Source organism: Bifidobacterium sp. LH_413, from assembly GCF_056357015.1.
Genome location: NZ_JBKEVK010000009.1, coordinates 42,122 through 61,029, shown reverse-complemented (window position 1 = coordinate 61,029; position 18,908 = coordinate 42,122). Strand labels below are relative to the sequence as shown.

At 62.4% G+C, this 18,908-nt stretch carries 10 protein-coding genes and 1 CRISPR repeat array; of the genes, 9 read left to right on the top strand and 1 reads right to left on the bottom strand.

Annotated features, from left to right (window positions below):
• The 9 genes from AC1AYN_RS10405 to cas2 all read left to right on the top strand — a co-directional run bounded on the left by AC1AYN_RS10405 (position 1) and on the right by cas2 (position 16,111).
• Positions 1 to 3,369, top strand: coding sequence for an AAA family ATPase (locus AC1AYN_RS10405; RefSeq protein ID WP_476533146.1), 3,369 nt, complete (start codon positions 1 to 3; stop codon positions 3,367 to 3,369).
• Between the two features lie 31 nt (positions 3,370 to 3,400).
• Positions 3,401 to 4,387: a nucleoside hydrolase gene (locus AC1AYN_RS10400; RefSeq protein WP_476533145.1), complete on the top strand. Its 987-nt coding sequence runs from the start codon at positions 3,401 to 3,403 to the stop codon at positions 4,385 to 4,387.
• 430 nt (positions 4,388 to 4,817) lie between these two features.
• Positions 4,818 to 8,114: a mupirocin-resistant isoleucine--tRNA ligase gene (gene ileS / locus AC1AYN_RS10395; protein WP_476533144.1), complete on the top strand. Its 3,297-nt coding sequence runs from the start codon at positions 4,818 to 4,820 to the stop codon at positions 8,112 to 8,114.
• Between the two features lie 325 nt (positions 8,115 to 8,439).
• Complete coding sequence (gene csb2 / locus AC1AYN_RS10390) at positions 8,440 to 10,011, top strand: type I-G CRISPR-associated protein Csb2 (RefSeq protein ID WP_476533143.1); 1,572 nt, start codon at positions 8,440 to 8,442, stop codon at positions 10,009 to 10,011.
• Positions 9,959 to 13,108 carry a type I-G CRISPR-associated helicase/endonuclease Cas3g gene (gene cas3g, locus AC1AYN_RS10385; RefSeq protein WP_476533142.1) on the top strand — a complete coding sequence of 1,050 codons (3,150 nt, stop codon included), beginning with the start codon at positions 9,959 to 9,961 and terminating at the stop codon, positions 13,106 to 13,108. The genes csb2 and cas3g overlap by 53 nt, the downstream gene beginning before the upstream one ends.
• On the top strand, positions 13,108 to 14,238 hold the full coding sequence (locus AC1AYN_RS10380) for a hypothetical protein (protein WP_476533141.1): 1,131 nt from the start codon (positions 13,108 to 13,110) through the stop codon (positions 14,236 to 14,238). Before cas3g ends, AC1AYN_RS10380 begins: the two co-directional genes overlap by 1 nt.
• Positions 14,228 to 14,731 (top strand): CRISPR-associated protein Cas4, encoded by a 504-nt coding sequence (locus AC1AYN_RS10375; protein WP_476533140.1) that lies wholly within the window; start codon positions 14,228 to 14,230, stop codon positions 14,729 to 14,731. Before AC1AYN_RS10380 ends, AC1AYN_RS10375 begins: the two co-directional genes overlap by 11 nt.
• A gap of 16 nt (positions 14,732 to 14,747) precedes the next feature.
• Complete coding sequence (gene cas1 / locus AC1AYN_RS10370; RefSeq protein WP_476533139.1) at positions 14,748 to 15,818, top strand: CRISPR-associated endonuclease Cas1; 1,071 nt, start codon at positions 14,748 to 14,750, stop codon at positions 15,816 to 15,818.
• Entirely contained in the window at positions 15,815 to 16,111 is a 297-nt protein-coding gene (gene cas2 / locus AC1AYN_RS10365; RefSeq protein WP_476533138.1) for a CRISPR-associated endonuclease Cas2, read from the top strand. Before cas1 ends, cas2 begins: the two co-directional genes overlap by 4 nt.
• A gap of 241 nt (positions 16,112 to 16,352) precedes the next feature.
• Positions 16,353 to 17,547: a CRISPR direct-repeat array (repeat unit 36 nt; unit sequence ATTCCCGGAGTCTCACTCCGGGAACTTCATTGAGGA).
• Positions 17,548 to 17,766: 219 nt separating this feature from the next.
• On the opposite strand, the gene AC1AYN_RS10360 is transcribed toward cas2, so the two are convergent.
• Positions 17,767 to 18,834, bottom strand: coding sequence for a hypothetical protein (locus AC1AYN_RS10360; protein ID WP_476533137.1), 1,068 nt, complete (start codon positions 18,832 to 18,834; stop codon positions 17,767 to 17,769).
• Between the last annotated feature and the right edge of the window lie 74 nt (positions 18,835 to 18,908).

The window sequence follows — 18,908 nt, the reverse complement described above, 5'->3', positions numbered from 1 at the left end:
ATGAGGCTCATCGCCATGAAATTCCGCGGCTTCGGCCCGTACAAGGGCGAATACGCCATCGATTTCGCCGCGTTGACCCGTTCGCACATGTTCCTCATCGACGGGGAGACCGGAGCCGGTAAGACCACGATTCTCGACTGTCTCACGTTCGCCCTGTACGGCAACATCTCCGGCAACGAGAAGGACACGTTGGACGCCGGAGGCGACGGGCAGCGCGTCCGCTCCCGGTTCCTCACTGGCGAACGGACCGAAACCTACGTCGATCTGATCTTCCGGTCCGGCGATGATTACTACGAGGTGCGACGGACCCCGAAATACGACCAGCCGAAAACCCGTGGCGACGGGTTCACCACACATAACGCCACCGGCAAGCTCATGAGAATCGATTGCGGCATCGCCGCTCTGACCGAGGCTCCGGGCAATGATCCGGAACGGTATTTCGCCTACGCGGAGGAAGCCGGTCATGCCGAGGCGATCACCTCGCGCGCCGGTGACGTGCGTCCGGAGATCACGCGGATCATCGGGTTGGATCGGGAACAGTTCTCGCGTACCATCATGCTCGCGCAAGGCCAGTTCGCCATGTTCCTGTCCCTGAATCCGGAAAAGCGCACCGAGCTCGTCGAGGACCTGTTCGGCGCGACCATCTACGAGGACATCCAGACCGAGCTCGCGGAGCGCCGCAAAAGCATGAGGGCCGACGTGGAGAAAGAGGGGATTCGTCTCGTCGGTGGCATCGCCACGGCCAAGGCCACAGCCGCGCGCATCCTCGAGCAACAGGGCGCTACGGAAAAGGACGGCATCCAGCTGGAGGATGGCGGCGGGCCGGAGAACAAGCTGGATATCCTGTCCAATGTGCGATGGGGACTCGACCGTGAGGATGCCAGCAGACTCGCCTATCCCGCGCGCGAGCCGGATGAGATCCGACACAGCCTCCGTGATGTCGTCGTCGGCGTCGACGCCGAATGCGATGCGCTGGTACGCGACGGCGAAACGAGGGATACGCAGGCCCGACGGGCGCTCGACCTCGCGCGGGCGCGACAGACGGACGCCGAAACGCTGCGGGACGCGGCGGCGCGTGAACTGCGCGACATCCAGGCGCTGCACGATGTGCAGGCGGACGATTCCGCCATCGAACGATCCCGCCATGATCTGGCGCGAGCCATCGAAGCGCAGCCCATCCTCGACCTCGACAGGGAAGCCGGTGCACTGCAGGTCGAACAGCAGCGTCTCGCCGAGCAAAACGCGACGCTGCGACGGCAGCTGGACCAGCTGACGGATCGGAACGATCTGGAACGCCGACGTGAACAGGCGCTTCAAGCCTCCGCCGGCGTCGAAGCGGCCCGCGCCGATCTGGAACGCGCCGACACGCACGAACAGCTCGTCGTCGCCGCCGAACGGGCGGCGACGCAGCATGATTGGGCGCAACAGGAGCTCGACCGGGCGCGCGCCGCCACCGAACAGGCGCAGCAAGCATCGGACGAACTGCCGGATCCTGAAAACGTCGAGCGGGAACTACAGGAGATCGCCGAACAGTTGGGCGGCGAACAAGGCCTCCACGCGCAGCTCGACCAGGCCAAACGCATACTCGGACACGCGCGGCAGGTCGAACGGCTCACGGAGGAAACTCCCGCGCTCGAACGGCGACGGGACGAGGCGGAAGCCGCGCACCATGCCGCGGAACGCACCCTGCAAAGCGCCGAAGACGCCATCAGACGAGCGGGCGCCGCCCGATACGCCGCAACGCTCGAAGACGGCGAACCCTGCCCGGTGTGCGGCAGCACCGATCATCCACATCCCGCCGTCATGCCCAACGACGCGGCCGACGCCCAGGAGATCGCCGAACTGAAACGCCGCGTCGCTGACAAACAAGCCGCGGCGGAACAAGCGCGAACCGCGCTGCGCGAAGCCGAACGGGACCTCGACTCGCATCGCGAGCACAGCGAGGGACTCGACGTCGAACAGGCCGAGAAACGAATCACCGAGCTCGAAACCGCCGTCGACGCGCTGGACATGGCGCGCGCAAGACGCGACGAGCTGCGCGATATCCGGAAGACCATCGCCGCCGCCACACAGGCGGCGCAACAAGCGCGGACCGCGCTCGCCGCAGCCGAAGCGAAGGAGACCGAGACGGGCAACGCCGCGAACACCGCCGCCGAACACGCCGAAGGACACACCAAAACCAGCGTCGCCGAAGAGCGGGCCGCCGCCCGTGCACGACTGGACGAAGCCAAAGCGCAGGAACGGGAGGCGGCACGGCTCAAACGTGCCATCGACGAACGAGACGAACTGGAACGCCGGCACACGCAGGCCCAAGCCCAAGCGGACGCCGCCGCACGCAACGCCGGTGAAGCGCAGACGAAACGCGACCACGCGCTCAAGGAAAGCGCACACTTCACCACCATCGACGAAGCGGCCGCCGCCGGACTGGACGAGCGGGAACGCGTCGACCTCCAACAGCGCATCCGCCGCCACGAGGACGCGTTGCACACGGCCACAGCCAATCTCGCACGGTCGCGCAACGAGCTGAAAGAAGCCCTCGCCGGCATCGGCGAAGACGGCATGCGCGAGCTGGGCGTCATCGCATCCGTCGCCACCGCATACACGGAGGCCGGCGAGCCGACGCCACTGGGCGAAGCGATCGCCGCCATCGACACGGACGCGCTGGCCGCCGCCGTGCAGGAAGCCGAACGGCACGCCGCCGAAACTGGTCGCCGCGTCGGCGCGCTCACCACGCTCGGACAGGACTGGCGGACGCAGGCGGAACGAATGGAACGGGCGGCCGGCCAGTGGGCGCGGCGGACCGCACGGTTCGCGCCGCTGGAGCGCATGGCCGCCCTCGCCAACGGCGACAAAAGCGCGTCAGGCGCCGCCAACCGGCTCACGCTCATCACCTACGCCGTCACCGAACGGTTCCGCGACGTGCTCGACCGCGCCAACGAACTATTGGGCGACATCCAAGGCGGCATCTACGAGCTGCGGCTCGTCGACGACGCCATCGCCACAGGCAACAGGAAAACCGGACTCGACATCACCGTATTCGACCGGCGCACCGAACAGACCCGCAACCCCGGCACCCTCTCCGGCGGCGAGACGTTCTTCGTCTCCCTCGCGCTGGCGCTGGCGCTCGCCGACATCATCCAGGCGGAGAACGGCGGCATCAGCATGGACACGCTGTTCGTCGACGAAGGCTTCGGCACCCTCTCGCAGGACTACCTCGCCGACGTGATGGACATGCTGCGCCGCATCAGCCGCACCCGCGACGTGGGCATCATCTCCCACGTCGACTGGCTCAAAGACCAGATCGCCGAACGCATCAGCGTCAGCCGCGTCGCCCCCGACGGGGAAAGCCGATTGGAGGTGATAGCCTGAAGCCGGCACACGGCAGGAAGGCGGAACGCATATGACCGACCGGAAGAAACTCATCCTCGACCTCGACACGGGCATCGACGACACGCTCGCCATCGCCTACGCGCTTGGCAGCCCCGACGCCGAACTCATCGGCATCACCGGCACCTACGGCAACGTGACCGTCGCGCAGGGCGTGCGCAACGCGCTCGCCGTCACCGAACTGTTCGGACACCCCGACATCCCCGTGCACCGGGGCGTCGACCATCCGAGCGCCGCCGACGAGACGAACGGCGGCGACGGCACGTTCACCGTGAGCCGCGGCTCCGCGTTCATCCACGGGCGCAACGGCATCGGCGAAGTCGACATCCCGGATCCCACGCGTGAAGCCGCGACGGAACCGTCCGTCGACTTCATCATCGACGCGGCGGAAACCTACGGCAAGGACCTGTGGCTCGTGCCGACCGGCGCGATGACCACCATCGCCGCCGTACTCGAACGCGAGCCGCGCATCGGAAGCATGATCGGCGGCATCGTGATGATGGGCGGCGCGCTCACCGTCCCCGGCAACGTGAACGCGTGGACGGAGGCGAACATCGCGCAGGATCCGGAGGCCGCCGACCGCATCTTCCGGTCCGGCGCGCACGTGACGATGATCGGGCTCGACGTGACCATGCAGACGCTGCTCACGAAACGCGAGACCGCGGTCTGGTGCGAGACCGGCACACCGGCCGGACGGTTCCTCGCCGACATGACCGATTACTACATCGACGCGTACGCGGTCAGCGCGCCCGGCATGGGCGGCTGCGGGCTGCACGACCCGCTCGCCGTGGCCGTCGCGCTCGACCCGATGCTCGTCACCACGCTGCCGATCAACCTCAAAGTCGACCTGGACGGGCCGACGCGCGGACGCACCATCGGCGATTACGACCGGCTCAACACGGCCGAGAAGACCGTCGACGCCGCGGTTGGCGTGGACGTCGCCCGGTTCCTCGACGCATTCACGACGCGCGTCGGCGCCGTCGCGGCGGGGGAGCGGTAGGCACCGCGAACCGCCGCGTGAGGCACGGCACGTGTGGCGGCATGCCTCACACGGCACGGCATGCGGCATGGCATGCGGGCGCGGGACGCGGCGTCTGAGACGCGTCTTGCGCCGGGCATGCGGCGTGCTACGATGTGCAACCGAAGTCAAGGCGTCGATCCGTCATCAGCGGGGAGTCTTCGGAAGAACGGCGCGGATCCATGATTCGCGCTTACTAGAACCGACGGGATCGGCCCGACACAGCCGAACTCAAGCGGTCGCGACGTGACGGGCGTCTCCTGGAGACGCGAATCCACGCGCGGCAAGCGAGGTGGTACCGCGGTGGCGGTGCCGGCGGGACGCACGCACGTCGCCAAGGCGACGGCGTGGGAACGCCGGGACCAAAGTCGTCCTCGTAAAGAACCAACGACGCATTACGAGGAGCCACACGGTGAGCGACAACGTATATCCCAAGGCGAACGAGGGCGGCGAGACCGCGCACGTCGCGCCGAACCCCAGCTTCCCCCACATGGAGGAGACCGTCCTCGACTACTGGGACAAGGACGACACCTTCCAGAAGTCGGTGGAACGCAACCCCTCCGGCGACCACAGCCAGAACGAGTTCGTGTTCTTCGACGGCCCGCCGTTCGCAAACGGCCTGCCGCACTACGGCCACCTGCTGACCGGCTACGCGAAGGACGTGATCCCGCGCTACCAGACCATGAAGGGCCGCAAGGTCAACCGCGTGTTCGGCTGGGACACGCACGGCCTGCCCGCCGAGCTCGAAGCGCAGAAGGAGCTCGACATCGACTCGGTCGACCAGATCGAGAAGATGGGCATCGACAAGTTCAACGACGCTTGCCGCGCCTCCGTGCTCAAGTACACGCACGAATGGCAGGACTACGTGCACCGCCAGGCCCGTTGGGTGGACTTCGAGCACGGCTACAAGACGCTGAACATCCCGTACATGGAGTCGGTGATGTGGGCGTTCAAGCAGCTGTACGACAAGGGCCTCGCCTACCAGGGCTACCGCGTGCTGCCGTACTGCCCGAAGGACCGCACGCCGCTGTCCGCGCACGAGCTGCGCATGGACGCCGACGTGTATCAGGACCGTCAGGACACCACCGTCTCCGTCGCCGTCAAGCTGCGCGATGAGGACGCCTACGCCGTGTTCTGGACCACCACCCCGTGGACCGTCCCCACCAACTTCGCGATCGTCGTCGGCGCCGACATCGACTACGTCGAGGTCAAGCCCACCGAAGGCAAGTACGCGGGCAAGAAGTTCTATTTCGGCAAGGCCCTGCTGCCGCACTACGAGAAGGAACTCGGCGAGAACTACGAGATCGTGCGCGAGCTCAAGGGCGCCGAGCTGGAGGGCCGCCGCTACTGGCCGGTCTTCCCGTACTTCGCCGGCGAGAAGGCCGAAACCGAAGGCAACGTGCCCGGTCCGAACGGCTACACGATCTTCACCGCCGACTACGTCGACACCGTCGAGGGCACCGGCCTCGTCCACCAGGCCCCCTACGGCGAGGACGATATGAACACGCTCAACGCGAAGGGCGTCAAGAGCACCGACGTGCTCGACGAGGGCTGCCGCTTCACCGCGCAGTGCCCCGACTACGAGGGTCTCTACGTGTTCGACGCGAACAAGCCGATCCTGCGCGACCTGCGCAACGCGTCCGGCCCGCTCGCCGAGATCCCCGAGGAGCGCCGCGCCATCCTCTTCCAGGAGAAGAGCTACGTGCACTCCTACCCGCACTGCTGGCGCTGCGCCACACCGCTCATCTACAAGCCGGTGAGCTCCTGGTTCGTGTCCGTCACGAAGATCAAGCCGCGTCTGCTCGAACTCAACCAGCAGATCAACTGGATCCCGGACAACGTGAAGGACGGCCAGTTCGGCAAGTGGCTCGCCAACGCGCGCGACTGGTCGATCTCCCGCAACCGCTTCTGGGGCTCCCCGATCCCGGTGTGGGTGTCCGACGATCCGAAGCACCCGCGCGTCGACGTGTACGGCTCGCTCGAGGAGCTGAAGGCCGACTTCGGCGACTACCCGCGCGACAAGGACGGCAACATCAACATGCACCGTCCGTGGATCGACAACCTGACCCGTCCGAACCCGGACGATCCGACCGGCAAGTCCACGATGCGCCGCATCTCCGACGTGCTCGACTGCTGGTTCGAATCCGGCTCCATGTCGTTCGCGCAGTTCCACTATCCGTTCGAGAACAAGGAGAAGTTCGAGCAGCACTTCCCGGCCGACTACATCGTCGAATACATCGGCCAGACGCGCGGCTGGTTCTACCTGCTGCACGTGATGGCGACCGCCCTGTTCGACCGTCCGGCGTTCAAGAACGTGATCTGCCACGGCATCGTGCTCGGCTCCGACGGCCAGAAGATGTCGAAGCACCTGCGCAACTACCCGGACGTGAACGGCGTGTTCGACAAGTACGGTTCCGACGCGATGCGTTGGTTCCTCATGTCGTCGCCGATCCTTCGCGGCGGCAACCTGATCGTCACCGCCGAGGGCATCCGCGACACGGTCCGCCAGGTCATGCTGCCCGTGTGGAGCTCCTACTACTTCTTCACCCTGTACGCGAACGCCGCCGGCTACGACGCGCGCCAGCTTCGTGCCGACGAGGTCGCGTCCCTGCCGCAGCTGGACCGCTACCTGCTGGCCCGCACCCGCCGTCTCGTGCTCGCCGCCGAGAAGTCGCTCAACGAGTTCGCGATCTCCGACGCGTGCGACGCCGCATCCGACTTCATCGACGTGCTCACCAACTGGTACATCCGCAACAGCCGCGACCGCTTCCTCGCCAAGGACGAGAACGCGTTCAACACGCTGTACACGGTGCTCGAGGCGTTCATGCGCGTGCTCGCGCCGCTCGCCCCGATGGAGGCCGAGTCCGTGTGGCGCGGCCTGACCGGCGGCGAGTCCGTGCACCTGGCGGACTGGCCGTTCGTCGTGGACGAGAAGACCGGCGAGGACACCGAGCTGGGCCGCGTGCTCGTCGACGATCCGGCGCTCGTCGCGGCCATGGAGAAGGTGCGCGAGGTCGTCTCCGGCACCCTGTCGCTGCGCAAGGCCGCGAAGATCCGCGTGCGCCAGCCGCTCTCCAAGCTCACCGTGGTCGCCGAGGATGTGGACGCCGTGCGCGCCTACGCCGAAGTGCTCAAGTCCGAGCTCAACGTGAAGGACGTGGAGTTCTGCACGCTGGAGGACGCCGCCTCGCAGGGCCTCAAAATCGTGCACGAGCTGCGCGTCAACGCGCGCGTCGCCGGCAAGCGCCTGCGCAAGGACGTCCAGTTCGCGATCAAGGCGTCCAAGTCCGGTGATTGGCACGTCGACGCCGCGACCGGTGCGCCGGTCGTCGAGACGCCGTCCGGCGAGATCGCGCTCCAGGAGGGTGAGTACGAGCTGATCAACCGCGTGGAGGAGAAGGACGCTGCCGAGGAGGCCGTGTCCGTGTCCGCCGCGCTGCCGACCGGCGGCTTCGTGATTCTCGACACCGCGCTCACCCCCGAGCTGGAGGCCGAAGGCTACGCGCGCGATGCGATCCGCGTCGTGCAGGACGCCCGCAAGTCCGCTGGCTTCGACGTGGCCGACCACATCGCGCTCAAGCTCACCGTGCCGGCGGACGCCGTCGCCAAGGTCGAGCAGTTCCGCGACCTGATCGCAGCCGAGACCAAGGCCGACACGTTCGATGTGGTCTCGGGTGAGGAGCTCGCGGCTGAGGTGGCGAAGGCGTGAGGCTTGCGATTACGGCGATGATTGCAGCGCGTGCATGACGTGCGCGACACGCGTGACACGCCGATGAATTGGCTTGATTAAGCCGATATTGAGAAATCCGGATGTCTTGGAGACAGGGCATCCGGATTTTTCTTTTGTTTTTCCGGTGCATATGTACCGGTGCGCTGAGGCGTCCTTATACTGAATCCAACGCCGCGTACAAGGCAGCAGTAAGGAGGTCGATGATGGGTGTCACGTATCGTCGCGCTCGTCTCGGCGTACTCTGGTTTTGGCGGCAATTGCGGTAGGCGGGAACATGGGTGTTCCCCTGAAAGAAAGGTATGACATGGCAGGCGACAAGAAGGGTCTTCGGGAACTGACTCTTGACGACCTGAACAGGGCAGCGAAGCTGGGAGGCCCCAGCACCTTGACCGAGAGGACGCTGTTGGAGCCAGCGGCCGGTATGGATGGCATCGTGGCTCCGGCCAAGTACGCCGGTGGTCGTGGTGCTACTTATGTATTCGAAGACCGGTTTATGCCGCTCGACGAAAACGGGAGGGTGACCGCCTCCGGCAAACCGGCAGGCGATGGACAAGTCAAGAAGGTCGTGCTCATCGATTCCCGTACATCGCAGAACAACCGTGCCGAGGCGTATATCGCCCAAGCCATCGAGAGCGGCCATCCGGTATTCTCTCGGATGCCGCGCATGCGTGTGACGTATGAGTCCGCGGATGAGATGGGTGAGCTGATTGAGCGTTCGGTATACGATGTGACGTTGCCGCAGCGCGCGTTCGATGGGCATATCCGTGTTGGCGAGATTGGAGGGCAGCCTGTTTCCAAGAATCCCGTATACGTCAAGGCCCGTAACGCTACGTTGACTGATTTGATGCCGTTGTTCGATCTGTCTCCCATCACGGTCACCTTCGGCGGATGGGATTCGACGCGTAAGAACAACCAGCTTCGTCTCGCTTCCCCATACAACGGAGAAATCATCGGAGTGGTAGCCCAGCAGGGTAAGGACGCCAGTATCCTGCGTGCTGGTGCTCGAATCGATCCCATTGCGGCTGGCATCAAATTCGATAAAAAAGATGCTGCATCGCTTCTTAACGATATTGGAATGGACCTTAGCGATTCGACAAGAAAATCATTTGAGAAAGATGGTAAGGGATCTCGCATCGGCTTGGGAGCGATTCCGCCGCAAGTAGATGGTCTTGACGGCATCGCCGTCAGCGACATCGTACGTACGCATGTGCTGAGCTTCTCCATATTGCGCACGCTACATTTCGACCGTGGTACCGAAGGCGATCAGGCCATCCGCGTGCTGATTATTCGAGTTTCTTTCCTGATGCACACGTATCAGGGAGCGAACGAGACCGGGGAGCCTGAACTCTATCCGTCCCCGGAACGTTTCTACAAGGCCGTGGTGGCTGCCGCCTACAATGCGTTCGGCTTCGAGTCCGAGTTCCGTGGGAACGACCGCACCATGGACGATGCGACGATACGCGACGCGCTCTCGTGGCTGGAAGGCAATCCTCCCGACGCGATTCATCTCCCCAGGGAACGGCACGTGGCTTCGCGTGCCGTCGTGTATCGGAAGCGTGGCAACTGGGATAAGAAGAGCGGCGAGTCCGCAATCAAGGAAGCCCGGGCCTGCTCTTCGGTTGCCTACGATTCCTCGGAAAAGGGCGACCTGATATGGCAGTGGAAGCAAGCTCCGGATGAGCGAGTTGCGGGCGCATTGCGCGACCTGTGCTGGGAGATACCATACCTGGGCGAAGCATGCGCGCCGGTGCGCATTACAACGGATGAGCCTTCCACCTATCCGTTGCCGGAATCATTGACGACTCTGGAAAGCCGGTGGTCATATGACGAACGCGATGCCTATTCCTGGTTCGGTCAGGAAGAAGATCGATACTGAGTTCGACAGATACATCGCCTGTATCCATTCCGGCCGTAAGCCATATCAGTGGCAGTACCGGTTGCTGGACAGCATCATCGATCACGGAAGGTGGCCGGACCGTCTTGAGGCGCCGACCGGTGCCGGCAAGACCATGGTCATCGACATGCACGTCTTCCTGAACGCGTTGGCAGGACTGGCAACGGATTCGGGAAACGAATGGCACGAGCTCCTGTCCGGTACGGAACTGGATCGGCTACCACGTCGTCTGGTGATGACCGTCAATCGACGCACACTGGTGGATGACCAGTATGAGGAGGCCCTCGCCCTGTTGGCGAAGCTCGATGACGCCTCCGCCGATAAGGACGATGATTCCGTTCTGCGGAATATCCGACAAGGCCTTCTGCTCCGGGAATCTTCGGATGGCGGAGACGCTGACGCAGTATCGCGCCCGCAGGCGCTACGTGTCACCCGGTTACGGGGTGGTGAAGCGGTCGACGAGACGACCCGCGAATGGCGATACCATCCGACGGAATGTCAGATTCTGTGCGCCACCCCCGATATGTTCGGCAGCCGGTTGCTGTTCCACGGATACGGTACGCGCGCGGCCGCGCGGCCGATCGAAGCCGGCATGCTGGCATACGATACCGTGCTGGTCGCCGATGAGGCGCATCTCAACCGTCAGTTGGTCGTCACCGCGAAATCCGTCGCGCGTCTGGAGAAGCTGTGCGGCAGTCCTCTTATGGCGTCGAGACCGGTGCTCCAAGTCGTCTCCACGACGGCGACGCAGGACGGTTCGTCCGTCGACGACATCCGCATCGGCGTCGAAGAACCCGACTTCGCAGCGGACTCCGCGCTCGCCGCCCGCATGCTGAAACCCAAGACGGTTCATCTGGTTTCGGGCGGGAAAACGGATAAAGACGTCGTAGCGACGTTGGTGAAGCAGTGCATGAAGGCCATCGAAGCCGAGGATGAACGCGGTGATGAGCGTGGCGTAGTCGGCTGCATCGTCAATACGGTGAAGACCGCGACAGCTGTGCTGAAGGCATTGCGAAAAGAGTACGCCCGTCGGAATGGCGCAGGCGAGCGAGGAAAATCCCAGACGGAAACCGATGCGGGGGAAGCACCTGACTCGAACACGCCGATTCGTGGATTCATCGGCCCCATGCGCCAGTACGACAAGAACCAAATGGTTCATGGACGGATCTTCGACGCCCTGAAAGGGGATTCCGATGCGATCCGGGAGACGGGATTACGATGCGTGGTCGCCACACAGACGATGGAAGTTGGCGTCGACGTCGATTTCGCCTCGTTGATTACTGAGCTTCCATCGGGAAGCGCGCTTGTCCAACGAGCTGGTCGCGTGAACCGCCGCGGCCTGCGCGAGCAGGGCGATATCACCGTGGTGACGCGGAAAATCGACGCCGACCAGACAGTCCCATACCGTGCGGAGGATGTAGAAGAGGCTTTGCATTGGTTGAAACACCTCAGCAAGGATGCTGAAGGACTATCCGCTTGGCGGTGTGCGCAACACCCTCCCAAGCCAGCGACTCCAACGCGCCTGCTGTGGCAACGGCCCGAAATCTGGGATATCGAGAACCTGTCCCACACGGATGAGGAGCTCGCCGCCGACGTGGGGCTCGCCAACCAGGGCAGAGCGGGGCTCGACCTGTGGTTGCGCGACGACCTGTCTCCGGCCAATGGGCCGGACATCGGTCTGGTCGTTCGCGATCTGCCGGCAGACGATGCAACCGCGATCGAGCTGTTGCAGGATATTCCTCCCGTGGCGGATGAATCGTTCCCATTGATGTGGGGGAATATCGACGACATCGGCAAGAGGCTTTCCCCCGACGATGTGGAATCCCGTATCTTCATCATGAAACCGAAGCGGCGTGGGTCGGAATCCTCCATAACCCGCTGGGACGGCTCCGAGAAGCTGACGGATTCGCTGCAGGCGGGCGACATGCTGATTGTGGACTCCACGGCTCCATTGTTCAATGCGGATATGCACATCGTCAGCTTGGATGCCGCTGAGCAAGAGAAAGACGTCTATAACCTCTGCCAGAGCACAGGCGTCGTCATCTCAGCCAATCCCGAAGCCGATCCCACGACCGAGGCTTTGTATGATGCAATCGTCGAGATTCGGAAAAAGGACCAAGGCGGTGATGAGACACCGGGTGTGCAGGAAGATTCCTCCTCTGATCCAGCAGACGGCAATACGAATACGGATGTCTTGATTCTGAATAAATGGCCCAAAGAGGAGGAAAAATGTCCTGAAGTACAGGAGATCATGCGGGAACGCCATAAGCGGTTCGTCGAGGCCTTTGGAGACGAGGGTGAGAAGAATAAGGGTGTGCTTCCCACGGTCTATCCCGGCGTTGAAACCTTTGACTTGCAGGAGGTGTGGCTGGTGCTGAAGCCGGTCTCCGCTCTTTCCGACGGCAGGGACATGCAGGAGCTGCACGTCTCCAAAGACTTCACGAAGGCCAGCAAGACTGTGTCGTTGAATGATGAGGAGAGCGGACACCAGCCTGCCGTGAAACGCCGTGTGGAACGGTTCGTGTCCGTCCTCGGATTGCCCGAGGGAATGGTCGTCGATTTGAAGATGGCGGCGCTGCACCATGATGACGGGAAGAAGGATTCCCGATTCCAGACGATGCTGAAGCTGCTTTCCCATAATCATTCGGAGGAAGATTTGGCGAAGAGCGGGATTCGTTCCCCAAAGCGCGAGGCGCGTATCCGTCGTGCGCTGAATCTGCAGGGGTGGCGGCACGAGCAGCGGTCCGCGGCGGAGTGCTGGGCGCAGAGAGACGATTTGCAGGCCAATGACATCGAATTGGTGACACGTCTTGCCGGCACATCGCACGGGCATGGCAGGTCATGCTTCCGTGACGATGCCGATACGCTGATTCCCCCAGCGGTGCGGAACCAGGATGACGAGCAAAAGCATGAGCCGTCTGTCGACGCCGTATACGCGTCTGCACGACGATTGTTCGATGAAGGCATATGGGAACGCATCGTCGAGAACACCGACATCCGCTACGGATACTGGGGCATGGCCTACCTCGAGGCGATTCTCCGTTCCGCCGACATCACCGTATCCAAGGAGGGAAACTGATGACCAGTGAACTGGAATTACGCGGGCATTTCAATGACGCGTTCACGCATCTGCTGCTTGTCGGTCTCGCCTCGATTCTCGAGGATGCGGACGAAGGGCGAACATGCGAAATATGGTGGAATGGCAGTGAGCACCACGCCCACATCCGTACCAATGACGATGGTCTGGATTGGAACGCGTGCGCGCATATCGTGCATGAGCATGCGCGCCGCTGGCATGAATCCTCGTGGCTTGGTGCCAACGGAACGTATTCCGGTGGGGCGAAACGGGCGACCCTCAGTCCCCGGCTGGGAATGTCGTCCGCGCATGAGGGATGGGAGTCACTGCAGCACGACAGGTGCGAAGCCATCGACGCATTGCAGACGATACTCGATCGACGATATGTAGGCGCGTTGGGTGAGCCGGCTTATTGGGCTGGTTCCATGGACGCGCAAGGTTATACGCCGGACAGGGGAGCGTCCCGCTGGGAGATGGTTCCGCGCAATCGAGGTCAGGAATTCGTCACCGGTCGTCTGGTGCCGTTGGCGCGAGCGATCGCAAACAGGACAGATGAGCAGATTGCAGAGGGACTGGTCGGCATTTCCGTCGTCGACGAGATCGGCAAGAACAAATCCGACAGCAGGAGCCCCACTGGGCTGCGTCTCCCCTCCACCACCGATAACGCGCAGGTCTGGTGCGCGTTGTTCGGAGTGTCCGCTTTTCCGGTGTTCCGGTCGACCCAGGCGAAACGTGGTCCGACGACCGCGTTGTTCCAGGTCAAAGGACGGAACCCGTTCGCGGTGCTGCCTCTATGGGATGAGCCGTGGACGCTGCAACGGTATCGTGCCGTGGTGCGTAGCCAGGCGTTGCTGGTCGTCGCCTTGGAATCCGTATTGGGTATTCCGAAAGCAGCAGAGAAGACAAAGGAAGGAGAGACGAAGGAAGAAGAGAGGGCGAAAGACGACATCGATGCGCAACTGCTCACGACGGCGAACGTCCAGAAGAGCCGGAAGTGGCTTATAGACAAAGGCGTGGAGACCTGCATGCTGTTTCCCCAGTCGGTGTCCAACAACAAGTCGGCACCCGAACGCTGGCTGCTGCAGGGCAAGGCTCTGTCGTTGCGGTCGGAGGGAGAAGCCCATGGACGATGAGCCGATTCCGATCAGCCTGGTGGCGAACTACATGTTCTGTCCACGTCGCGCATGGCTGGAAGCCGTGGGTGAGAAGGTCGACAGCGCCCAAATGGCCCACGGCATGTACGATCACCGTAAGGTCGACCGTGTCGGGACCATAGGGGATGCCGACGAATACCAGTCGATCGACATCCGTCATGAGACGTGGAACGTATCGGGGCGTCTTGACGCCGCGAAGCTCACCGACGACGGCGTCATCATCCGGGAATACAAGGCCACTCCCGTGAAGCGGGAGATGATCGTCACCGAGGCCATGCGCATCCAGCTGGCATTGCAGGCCGCGTGTCTTGAGGATATGGGGGTATCGCGTCGCGCAAACCGAGATATTCTTCACCACGCACCATCGCAACGTTGTCGTCGAACTGGACGAGGACGACTATCGGAACGCACGTCGGGCGGTGGAGGATACGTGTCGCCTCATCACCTCGGACTCCGCGCCGGAGCCACTTGAGGACAGTGCGCGGTGCATGAGATGTTCGCATGTCGGTATCTGTCTGCCCGAGGAACGCAAACTGCAGGCGGTGCCCAGACGGGTCATGGTCGCTTCGCCTGATAATCAGGTCACGCATCTGGCCAGTCCGGGAGCGAAGGCGTTCAGTCGGGCGGGCAGGATGGTGGTCGTCAAGAATGGCGAGGAACTCGCGTCCGTTCCTTTGGACACTATCCAGGGGTTGCAGATTCATGGCAACACGGATCTTTCCAGTGGCCTGATTCGTGAACTGATGTGGAGAGACGTGCCGATTCTGTGGTGCAGTGGGACCGGGCGGCTGTATGGTTGGACGATGCCCTCGTATGGTCCGAACGGTGAGCAGCGCGCTGATCAGCATGTCGCCTCGCGTGAAGGACGGTTAGGACTCGCGCGTGAATTCGTCGTCGCGAAAATCCACAATCAAGCGGTGTTGCTGCGTCGATCCGACAAGGCGAATCCGGCTGTCGGGGAACTTCTCGCAATCGAGAAGACCGCTCGTAATGCGAATCGGTGGCAGGACGTGCTGGGGCTGGAAGGTGAGGCCGCTTCCGTGTATTTCAGTCAGTTCGGGCAGCTCATCAAGCCGGATAAGCGAAACGAATGGCCATGGACGGCACGGAGGAGACGTCCCGCTCCCGATGCCGTGAACGCGTTGCTCGACTATACGTATTCGATGCTGTTGTCGGATTGCGTGCGGGCGTTGATTTCCTGCGGGCTGGACCCTTACGCGGGATTCCTGCACAGCAGCAAGCGCAACAAGCCGGCCTTGGCGCTTGACCTGATGGAGGAGTTCCGCGCTCCGGTGGCGGACTCCGTAGTTCAGACGGTCATCAACAACGGGGAAGTGAAACCTGGGGGATTCTCGTATTCACTGGGATCGGTCCGGCTGAACGACACTGCGCGCAAGTCACTCATATCCGCGTATGAGCGTCGACTGCAGACCGAGTTGACGCATCCGATTTTCGGATATAAGGCATCCTGGCGCAGAATTATCGAGATCCAGGCCAGGATGATTCTCGGCTATCTTGACGGAACGCAGCATGAGTACAAGGGGATTCGCATACGATGAGTGACGAGCAGCGAAGCTATCTGATCGCATACGACATCAACGATGACGTGCGGCGTTCGCATGTCGCCAAGGTACTGCAGAGCCATGGCGAGCGTCTGCAATACAGCGTGTTTCTCCTCCGCATACGTCCTGCGCAGCTGTTGAGACTGCAATCGGCATTGGAACGCGAAATCGATGGAACGTCGGATTCCGTTCTTGTATGCGATGTCGGTCTCAGCAGTCGAACAAAACGGAATCTGACGTTTCTCGGACATCGACGATACGAGGACACCGTGATTCCCACAGTGATTTGAACAGTTGGATCAGTCTTTGAGCATCACGCATGCATGCCGTTTGAAAACTACAGAGAGAGTATGCGGAATATTCTGCGAGAGCTGAATCAGCTGGCATATCCCCCGGGAGCGCTCGCAACCGGTGGCAGTAGGGGAATCCGATTGCGGAACGATTCCCAGACCGAGTGTGCCTATACTGGTACTGGCAGCTCTCGCAAATCCCCGCAGGAGCCCAACTCCCACAGGGATTTGCCACCCGGCTATTCCCGGAGTCTCACTCCGGGAACTTCATTGAGGAGTTTGCAATGACACTAATTACACCACCACGTCATTCTATTCCCGGAGTCTCACTCCGGGAACTTCATTGAGGATCTCTCTATATCCGTGGTGATGTAATTGACATGGCATTCCCGGAGTCTCACTCCGGGAACTTCATTGAGGATGGATCAGCCAGTGGCCCGACCACGTCGTGGCCGCGGGGATTCCCGGAGTCTCACTCCGGGAACTTCATTGAGGAGGGCTCGACCTCGACGAGCTGGGCTCCGCCATCCGCGATTCCCGGAGTCTCACTCCGGGAACTTCATTGAGGAGTAGAGTCTGGTCGAACCGTCGTCGGCGGCGATGGCGATTCCCGGAGTCTCACTCCGGGAACTTCATTGAGGATGGCCTGAAATGAACGCGCTCTCACCGTGGGTGTATTCCCGGAGTCTCACTCCGGGAACTTCATTGAGGAGGCCTGCTCGAACACCTCCACGAACACGATCAGGAAATTCCCGGAGTCTCACTCCGGGAACTTCATTGAGGAGGGTTCGGATGGAAACGCCGCCCCCTCCCGGAGACGCATTCCCGGAGTCTCACTCCGGGAACTTCATTGAGGAATGGGACGAGCGCGGAGTGTTGCTGCGGTCCGTGATTCCCGGAGTCTCACTCCGGGAACTTCATTGAGGATCGTACCAGACGGGCCACATGGTCTCATGGACGAACATTCCCGGAGTCTCACTCCGGGAACTTCATTGAGGACGGGCGGTGGTGGTGAGGTCGGCGTGGCCCATGAATTCCCGGAGTCTCACTCCGGGAACTTCATTGAGGATGTACATGGCCCGATGGCTGCGCGCCACGGAGAACGGGCATTCCCGGAGTCTCACTCCGGGAACTTCATTGAGGAACGCGATCGCGGACCGGGCCGGGTTCCGGCGCATGATTCCCGGAGTCTCACTCCGGGAACTTCATTGAGGAAAGATCGCGGCCGAAAGCCTCAGCCAGGAGCACGGAGATTCCCGGAGTCTCACTCCGGGAACTTCATTGAGGAGAGCAGCAGTTCTTGGCTTGCTTCTCGGTGGGCTTCAATTCCCGGAGTCTCACTCCGGGAACTTCATTGAGGAGTCTACGCGTTCATGGCCGACACGTTCCGCATCTCCCGCATTCCCGGAGTCTCACTCCGGGAACTTCATTGAGGATCGAACCCGGACGGGGACCTGTATCTGACGAAGTCGGATTCCCGGAGTCTTGCTCCGGGAATGCATTGGCCTGTGGGGTTGTGGTTTGCGGAGTGTGGCGTACCCCCTCAGTCCGGCGTCGCCGGACAGCTCCCCCTAGAAGGGGGAGCGAGGACAATGTCCGGTACGGTCGGCTTTGCCGGGCTGCTCCGCCTGAGGGAAGCGGATTGCTTGCGGCTCTCAGTCGGCGGTGCATTGTTTGTTGTGGACTCGTTCGGCGGCTTGGTCGCTGGCGTCCGATATCGCGTATTCGGGGTAGGACTTCGTGTTGCGTTGCAGGTTGGACCGGTCTCCGCCGAGGTATTTGATTGCGTAGCTGTTCGCCAGGGCCTCGCTGTTCACGCCGACCGGCGGACGGGTCGTGCCGCATTGCTGGTAGACGAGCGCGTGGCCCATCTCGTGTTTGATCACGTCCGCATAGTACGGGGTCGTGATGTTGGACGAGTATCCGGCGTGCGCCTGGTTCACGTAGATCACGCGCGGATTCGCCGAACAGAACGCGGCCACCGTGTATTCGTCGTTGTCGGCGGAACGTGAGCAGTACTGGTAGATCTGCTGGAAATCGTAGTTCGCGCTGAGTCCCGCCGCCTGGACGATGCTTTCGCCGACGCCCAGATACGTGCCGTCGGCGCCCGGCGTGACCGGCACCGCCCTGATTGCGTTCTCCACGTCGGAGATCGTCTGTTCCGGGGGAGCGCCGCCGTCGGACTCGTAGACGGAACCATCCGAACGTTTGATGCTGATTTTGATGCCGAAATCCTCATGGTCGTTGAGCTTGCGTTCCAGCTCCTTGACTTCGTCCGACTTCGCCGCGTAGATGTCGTCGAGCTCGTCCACGCTCGTGGTGATTTCGCAGCCGAACCGCAGCGCCGCCTTGCGGTCCGTGAGGATGAGCATGAAATCATGGACGTAGTCGGCGGAATCTTGCGTGGGCTGCAGGTTCAGATCGTCGAAGATTGTGCCCGCGTCGATCTTCCGTTCATACTTGTCGTACGTGTCATTCACGAGATCCGTATAGGAGGCGTACTGTTCGGACGCCGAACACGGGACGATGTCCTTCCCGTCGTCCGGCAGGACGCTGGAACCCGAACCGGAACCGCCCGAGCCTTCCGAACCGGAACCCGAGCCGCCGGAGCCGTTCTCGACGGCGCTCGTCAGGTCGCGTTGGATGGCGTTCACCTTCCACGCGATGCCGGCGAATACGAGTCCGAGCGTGAGGACCACGATCACGATCACGGAGATGGCCACCACGGCGACCGTCGTGCCGCTGCTCTTCCGCGGTGGTCGTCGCGGCGGCATCGGCCGGCCGCCGTACGGATATT

Excerpts from the sequence above, each read along its gene's own strand:
- cas2 (WP_476533138.1), top strand. The coding sequence starts at position 15,815 with ATGAGTGACGAGCAGCGAAGCTATCTGATCGCATACGACATCAACGAT.
- AC1AYN_RS10380 (WP_476533141.1), top strand. The coding sequence starts at position 13,108 with ATGACCAGTGAACTGGAATTACGCGGGCATTTCAATGACGCGTTCACG.
- csb2 (WP_476533143.1), top strand. The coding sequence starts at position 8,440 with ATGGCAGGCGACAAGAAGGGTCTTCGGGAACTGACTCTTGACGACCTG.
- AC1AYN_RS10375 (WP_476533140.1), top strand. The coding sequence starts at position 14,228 with ATGGACGATGAGCCGATTCCGATCAGCCTGGTGGCGAACTACATGTTC.
- cas1 (WP_476533139.1), top strand. The coding sequence starts at position 14,748 with ATGAGATGTTCGCATGTCGGTATCTGTCTGCCCGAGGAACGCAAACTG.
- cas3g (WP_476533142.1), top strand. The coding sequence starts at position 9,959 with ATGACGAACGCGATGCCTATTCCTGGTTCGGTCAGGAAGAAGATCGAT.
- AC1AYN_RS10400 (WP_476533145.1), top strand. The coding sequence starts at position 3,401 with ATGACCGACCGGAAGAAACTCATCCTCGACCTCGACACGGGCATCGAC.
- AC1AYN_RS10405 (WP_476533146.1), top strand. The coding sequence starts at position 1 with ATGAGGCTCATCGCCATGAAATTCCGCGGCTTCGGCCCGTACAAGGGC.